The organism is Corynebacterium sp. 74A (genome assembly GCF_008930665.1).
GTDB classification, from domain to species: Bacteria; Actinomycetota; Actinomycetes; order Mycobacteriales; family Mycobacteriaceae; genus Corynebacterium; species Corynebacterium megadyptis.
Genome location: NZ_PQMG01000001.1, coordinates 693,870 through 699,869, shown reverse-complemented (window position 1 = coordinate 699,869; position 6,000 = coordinate 693,870). Strand labels below are relative to the sequence as shown.

Here is a 6,000-nt window from a genome sequence, read left to right as displayed (position 1 = left end):
CGGTGGTTATAGCATCGGGGACACGCCCGGTCCCATTCCGAACCCGGAAGCTAAGCCCGACAGCGCTGATGGTACTGCACCCGGGAGGGTGTGGGAGAGTAAGTCACCGCCGACCTAAAACTTCACAGTGCAACATAGTAAGGATGTGATAGGTAAGAAGGAGTATTCTCTGCTTACCTATCACATCCTTTTTTGCATGCCCAGACCGCGCTAGCGGGGCAGGGTTTAGTGCCCCTCGGCAATAGCCTTAATGGCCTGAAGCGTGGCAGGAATGCCCTCCAGCGCCGCATCGCGACGTTCTGCCAGCTGTGCCTCCCAGTCCGCACCATACTTGGCCTGGAAGAATGCTAGACCCTTCTCGGTCACTTCCCAGGTCTCGTGCAGGCGGGTGCCCTCCCCCTCAGAGGAGAGAACAAAACCCCACACGACGACCTCGCCATTGATGGCCCACTGGAACTGCCGATCCTGTTCATAGGCAGTGACGAGGCTGCGGGTCTCCCACGTGCGCTCGGGGGTCTCATTGCGGCCCTTAAACCAGGCCCCCTCCTGATGGGTGACGGTCTCATCTTCCCACCAGCAGGTGCGACACACAGGCGACCACTCGCCGGTGCGTTCAATGGAGGTCACGAGAGCAAACACATCGCTCGGGCTGGCATCCACATAGATGTCTTGGGTACTTCGTAGCTCAGAAAGGTTCATGCCTTCCCAGCGTAGCGATTCCACCGCCGCCACGGGAGGAGGGCAGAACACCACAGCCGAGAAGGCATGAAGAGCTCAGAGCGAGACCTTAAGCGAAGGCGGCGCGCAGCCGGCGCGCGGCCTCATCAATAGAGGCGTCCGATTTGGAGAAGGCGAAACGCACCAAGGTGCGACACAGCTCTGGATCATCGCAGAATGCGGCCGCCGGAATGGCCGCGACACCGGCGATCTCGGGCAGGCGCATACAGAAATCCATGCCGTCCTCAAAGCCCTTGGAGGCGACGTCGACAAGCAAGAAATAGGTGCCCTGGGAGTCGTAGACGGTGAATCCGATCTCGCTGAGCACGGCACGCAGATGGTTTTTGCGCTCCTCCAGCCCGTGCACCATATCCGTAATCCAGTCCTGCTCATTATTGAGCGCGTAGGCGATAGCCGGCTGGGTAGGGGTGGTGCCGACGAAGCTGAGGTACTGCTTGGCGCGGGCCAGAGCATTAAGCAAGGGCGGCTCCGCAATAGCCCAGCCCGTTTTCCACCCGGTGACGCAGAACGTCTTCGCCGCCGAGGAAATGGTGATGGTGCGCTCCCGCATTCCAGGCAGGCCAGCGATGGGGGTGTGGTGGCTGTCGAAGATGAGATGCTCATAGACCTCATCGGCGATCACCCAGAGATCATTGTCGATAGCAATATCCGCCAGCGCCTTCAGGCCCTGCTCGCTGAAGACGCTGCCGGTGGGGTTGTGCGGATTGTTCACCATGATCGCCACGGTCTTATCCGTCACCGCGGCGGCAAGGGCCTCGCGGTCAATATCCCAGTGTCCGGTCTCGGTGTCGAGATGGAGGGCAACGGCCACGCGGGTGCCGTTTGCAAGCGCAATGGAGGCCGCATAGGCGTCATAGTAGGGCTCGAAGACGATCACCTCATCGCCGGGCTCGACTAGGCCCAATACGCTGGCGGCGATGGCCTCGGTGGCGCCGACAGTCACGAGCACATTGTCCGCGGTGATATTCGCGTCATAGCGCACATTGCGCTCGCGGGCGATGGCCTCCCGCAGCGCGGCGACACCGCGCGGCGGGGCGTATTGGTTATTGCCGGCAGTAATCTGCTCACAGGCCATCTGGAGCATGGACTCCGGCCCAGAATGATCGGGGTAGCCCTGACCGAGGTTGATCGCGTCATAGCGGGCGGCCTGGGTGGTCATGGTGTCAAAGATGGACTTGTTGAAAGGGACCATCCGGGCGATGCCGGGATCGTGCGAAGTCTGAGGGGAAGGACTCATAAACCTGGAGATACTCCTAGAGTTCGAGAAGGTTGAATTTGGTTGCCAGCACATCATCCACCTTATTCAGGTGCTGTTCGAGGCGCCGCCAGCGCTTCTGATCGATGGCGTTAATAGCATCGCGCACCACATCCGGATCCGGGGTGCCCCAGGCAATGGGCATGGGAGAGATCTCATCCCAGTGCTCCTGGTCCTGGACGCTGCGGCGCCCCGATACCGCCACCGCGGGAACTCGCTCACCCACGGTGGAGCTGTGGCCGTCCACGCGGGTGACGGTGCGGGCAGCCAGGGCCCACACCGGTTTCGCGTCGGGGTTCACGCTGGTGTTCACCAATGCGAGGATCACCTTGTCGCGCGGGTTAACCTGCGCGATCATCGCCGGCACGAGCTCGTAGCGGTCATAGAGACTTTGGGCGGTGCCCACCTGCTTATCCAATACGGGGATAAGAACGAGGCTGATGAGGCCGATGACGCCGAAGGCGATGGCCGCGTAGTAGGACCAAGAGGCTTGGTTACTGAAATAGACCACGCCGAGCGCCAAGCCGAAGAAGATGAGCCCGAACAAGAGCGCGGAGAGCTTGAGCCGGCGCGCATCGCGGAACATCTCATTGTGTTCCTTGTTGTAGGGGCCATCGACGGTGAAGGAAAATGTCTGCGGCATAGCACAAGCATAAAGGACAACCGCAGGCAAAACAGCATCTTTATTCCGGCCCCGCCCGCTGCAGCATCGCCGCATCCGAGCCCGCCGCGGAATGTGTGCTCATCAATGTATTTTGCTACCCCCGTCGGGTACAATCATGGGCACAGTATTTGTCTATTTGAAAGAATGGCGTCATGGCTAATGTAGAGAAGAAGGGCTACGTTGATCCGGGCTGGCCGGACGTAGCACCCGGTGAACATCCTGTAACTGACCTCATCTCGGAGTATGACGGCGCGAATAGCCCGTGGGGTAATGATTTCATCTTCCCCGTCCCCTATGAGGAGACCGGCTACGTTCACCCCTACACGCGGGTCAACCGCCCCTAACGCCTCTTTTCCGCACCCCGCCTCGCGAAGATTGTGCCCGCGGCGGGGTGTCTGCGTATCGCAGAGAAGAACACCCCTAGTCCCGCCCCACCGGCGGTGATCTAGGGGTGTTGTGCTGTTGCGCGCGCGTATCGACGCCTATTTCACGCTCGTGCTGTCCTCAGACTCGGACTCGGCCGTAGGAGAGGGAGCAGGGTTGGTGGATTCGTCGAGCTCCGAGGTGTCCTCGAGTTCGTCACGCACCTCCTCGGTGATGGACTCCAGCAGCTCCTCGTCCTCGATATTGGAGCTGGCGATCTCGCGGCGCATCTCCGCAGCCTCCTCGCGGGAGTAGGGCCGGTTGGGGTCGAAGCGCATAGCTAGGAGCTCGCGGATGCGGATGCGGCGCTCGGTTTCGCCCTTGATCATGCTGCGGCCGCGCCACCAGGCGACGATGAGCACCACGATCAGCGCGACACCAATATAGCCCAGTGCGGGGTAGACATAGGCCACCAGCTGGCGGAAGCCGATGAAGGAGAGGACGAAGCCGACGCCGACGAGGATGAACAGCCACTTCTGGAACTTGCTCTGATCCCCCTTGGCGAGGCGCTTGGCCAAGGCGTAGAACATGCCAATAGCGGTATTGAAGATCATGATGTAGATCACCACCGCCATGGCGGTGCCCAGGGAGGGGTTGATCTCCTGGACGATGGCCAGGGTCGGCATATCCTCGTCCTTGACTACCTTGATGTAGGAGAACAGGGCCACGGTGCACAGAGTCAGCAGGATGCCGTAGATGGTGCCGCCGGCCAGGCCGCCGATGGCGGAGGAGCGGGGATCCACGTTATCGCCACCCATGACGATGGCCATGGAGATCGCCACCATGAGGCAGAAGCCCACATAGTTCATGGAGGAGATGAACCAGTTCGGCAGGCTGGTGGGCAGTTCATTGGCCACCGGCTCGAGGGTGGACAGCGACTCGCCGGAGTGCATCATGGCGTAGATGCAGGCGCCGGCCAGGAAGACGATGATCACCGGGGTGGCTGCGCCCATCACATTGGACACCTTGCCCACATCCAGCATGCCGGCGGCGAGCACCATGACCACCATGAGCACAGCGCCCACCCACACGTCGAGCCCGAACTCCTGCTGCAGGTTCGAGCCGGCGCCGGCGAACATCACGAAGCCCACGGAGAACAAGGTGATGGAGACGGCGATGTCGAGAATCCTCGACATCCATGGGAAGGTCACCTTCTCCAGCACGGAAAGGTGCTCATCGGCTTGGAAGTAGGAGCCCAGCTGCAGACAGATCATGCCCGTCAGTGCCATGAGCACACCGGCGATGACGGCACCGAGAACTCCCCAGCGACCGAAGGCCACAAAGTACTGCAGCATTTCCTGGCCTGATGCGAAGCCGGCGCCGACGATGAGTCCGACGAAGGCCATAGTGATACTGATTGACCGTTTTAACACAACGATTGTCCTCGTAGTTCTCTAGACTGAGTCCGTGAATCACACCGCGGCGCGCAGGCGTATAATCCGCTGCGCAGGCCGCTGGTGTGAGGTGAGTGTGTACTGAGGTGAGTTTATCGAACGTCGCGTTTTATATCACCTTGGGCTCAGCGGCGCCTCAGCTGCGTAGGGCCTCGACCGGCACAATCGCACACCCCACGAACGGAGTCGGGGGTGTAGACAACGAAAAGGACCTCACATCCCCAGATAGGGGAGTGAGGTCCTTCCACGTGTCTCTGGCGTCTCGCTATGGAGCCAGCATGCCCCAGAGTTGGGGCAGCGACGGCTTAGTACAGGGAGGCGACGGTGTTCACAGCCTGGCGGGCCTGGCCCACCACGGTGTTGTAGGCCTGGTCAACCTGGCCCGGAACCGGGATGCCGGCCTGGCGAGCCACGCCCTTGGCCTGGCCATAGGCTTCGTCTACGGTGCGGAAAGCCTGATCCACAGCGCGGAGGGCCTCATCTGCTGGGGCAAAGTTGGTGCCAGCGGGGGTCGCCGGGGAGTTGTGGTTCGGAGCGCTGTGGCCCGGAGCCGGACGCTGGGTGGGGGCAGAGTTCAGGCCCAGACGAGCGGAGCAGGCCGGCCATGCGCCCCAGCCCTGGGAGGCGAGCACACGCTCGGCAACCACGATCTGCTCTTCGCGGGTGGCGCCATCGGCGGTGGGGGCGAACTCCTGGCCGCCATGAGCGTTCCAAGTAGACGGGGCGAACTGCAGACCACCGTGGTAGCCATTACCGGTGTTGATGTGCCAGTTACCGCCGGACTCGCACTGTGCGAGGCGGTCCCAATCCGAATCCGGAGCTGCGGAGGCGGTGGGGGCCATGGCAGCGGTGGCGGCGCCAACGACCATGGTTCCGGCGGCGATCTTTGCGGTAGTGGACGCGGTCTTGCGGGCGTGACGAGCCATAAGTCTCTGTCTTTCCTTTCGGTGTGCGCGCCCTCGTTGTCACTGGCTAAGCCGGTGCGACGGTGCGTCGCGAGCGGTATCGCCAGAAGCAGCGATGCCCTGCCGCACACACGTTAAATCGGTATGGGAGGTGAAATCTGTATGAAATACGCTCGAGTTCCGAGGAACGGTCTCAGGGGCGCGGGCCTTCCATGAGGGGATACACGAGTGCAGGGAGGGAATCGTGATCCTTATAACTGTTGTCCCTAGCGCCGCGTATCGCTGCTGCGGTGCGGTGCGGGATACAGGGAGGTCCGCGAGGTGCTCCTCGGTGAGCGCCTAACAAGCACCGTAGCCGTTTATAACGATTTAGTCACGCTCCGGTGGCGTAGTGGCGATAGCTGCTCGAGAATCCCCTGTTCAGGGTAGGCAAATTGGCGAATGTGATCTATGGCACATATGCGCCTGCGGCGGTCGAGACGGCGTGTTAGAGGCCGTTTTATGCGTGCCTTTGCCCTGCTAGACGGGTGAAAACTGTGCTTTGTGGGGCGTGTGGTACGAATGGTGTTCCCGCCGAGTGGCGCGCGCCCACAGTATCTGTCTAGGGGCGAGCGCGGCGCT

General features: G+C 61.5%; 6 protein-coding genes and 1 rRNA gene. 2 read left to right on the top strand and 5 right to left on the bottom strand.

Annotated features, from left to right (window positions below):
• A 5S ribosomal RNA gene (rrf, locus tag GBB11_RS03010) occupies nucleotides 1–115 on the top strand; the annotation flags it as partial.
• A 110-nt stretch (nucleotides 116–225) separates the two neighbouring features.
• On the opposite strand, the gene GBB11_RS03005 is transcribed toward rrf, so the two are convergent.
• From GBB11_RS03005 to GBB11_RS02995, 3 genes are all read right to left on the bottom strand, one after another.
• Nucleotides 226–699, bottom strand: a complete 474-nt coding sequence (locus tag GBB11_RS03005) for an SRPBCC family protein (RefSeq protein WP_151550343.1) — start codon at nucleotides 697–699, stop codon at nucleotides 226–228.
• An 88-nt stretch (nucleotides 700–787) separates the two neighbouring features.
• The gene (locus GBB11_RS03000) at nucleotides 788–1,975 is read right to left on the bottom strand and encodes an aminotransferase class I/II-fold pyridoxal phosphate-dependent enzyme (RefSeq protein ID WP_151550344.1); all 1,188 of its coding nucleotides are present in this window, start codon (nucleotides 1,973–1,975) and stop codon (nucleotides 788–790) included.
• Nucleotides 1,976–1,991: 16 nt separating this feature from the next.
• Nucleotides 1,992–2,636 carry a DUF3239 domain-containing protein gene (locus tag GBB11_RS02995; RefSeq protein ID WP_225979313.1) on the bottom strand — a complete coding sequence of 215 codons (645 nt, stop codon included), beginning with the start codon at nucleotides 2,634–2,636 and terminating at the stop codon, nucleotides 1,992–1,994.
• A 173-nt stretch (nucleotides 2,637–2,809) separates the two neighbouring features.
• On the opposite strand from GBB11_RS02995, the gene GBB11_RS02990 reads away from it, so the two are divergent.
• Nucleotides 2,810–3,001: a hypothetical protein gene (locus tag GBB11_RS02990; RefSeq protein ID WP_151550345.1), complete on the top strand. Its 192-nt coding sequence runs from the start codon at nucleotides 2,810–2,812 to the stop codon at nucleotides 2,999–3,001.
• 138 nt (nucleotides 3,002–3,139) lie between these two features.
• On the opposite strand, the gene GBB11_RS02985 is transcribed toward GBB11_RS02990, so the two are convergent.
• Nucleotides 3,140–4,426: a hypothetical protein gene (locus GBB11_RS02985; RefSeq protein ID WP_151550346.1), complete on the bottom strand. Its 1,287-nt coding sequence runs from the start codon at nucleotides 4,424–4,426 to the stop codon at nucleotides 3,140–3,142.
• Nucleotides 4,427–4,779: 353 nt separating this feature from the next.
• Nucleotides 4,780–5,400: a resuscitation-promoting factor Rpf1 domain-containing protein gene (locus GBB11_RS02980; protein ID WP_151550347.1), complete on the bottom strand. Its 621-nt coding sequence runs from the start codon at nucleotides 5,398–5,400 to the stop codon at nucleotides 4,780–4,782.
• Nucleotides 5,401–6,000: the final 600 nt, after the last annotated feature.

Bases quoted from the DNA above. Each gene is read 5' to 3' on its own strand.
- GBB11_RS03005 (WP_151550343.1), bottom strand. From the start codon at position 699: ATGAACCTTTCTGAGCTACGAAGTACCCAAGACATCTATGTGGATGCC.
- GBB11_RS03000 (WP_151550344.1), bottom strand. From the start codon at position 1,975: ATGAGTCCTTCCCCTCAGACTTCGCACGATCCCGGCATCGCCCGGATG.
- GBB11_RS02990 (WP_151550345.1), top strand. From the start codon at position 2,810: ATGGCTAATGTAGAGAAGAAGGGCTACGTTGATCCGGGCTGGCCGGAC.
- GBB11_RS02980 (WP_151550347.1), bottom strand. From the start codon at position 5,400: ATGGCTCGTCACGCCCGCAAGACCGCGTCCACTACCGCAAAGATCGCC.
- GBB11_RS02985 (WP_151550346.1), bottom strand. From the start codon at position 4,426: ATGGCCTTCGTCGGACTCATCGTCGGCGCCGGCTTCGCATCAGGCCAG.
- GBB11_RS02995 (WP_225979313.1), bottom strand. From the start codon at position 2,636: ATGCCGCAGACATTTTCCTTCACCGTCGATGGCCCCTACAACAAGGAA.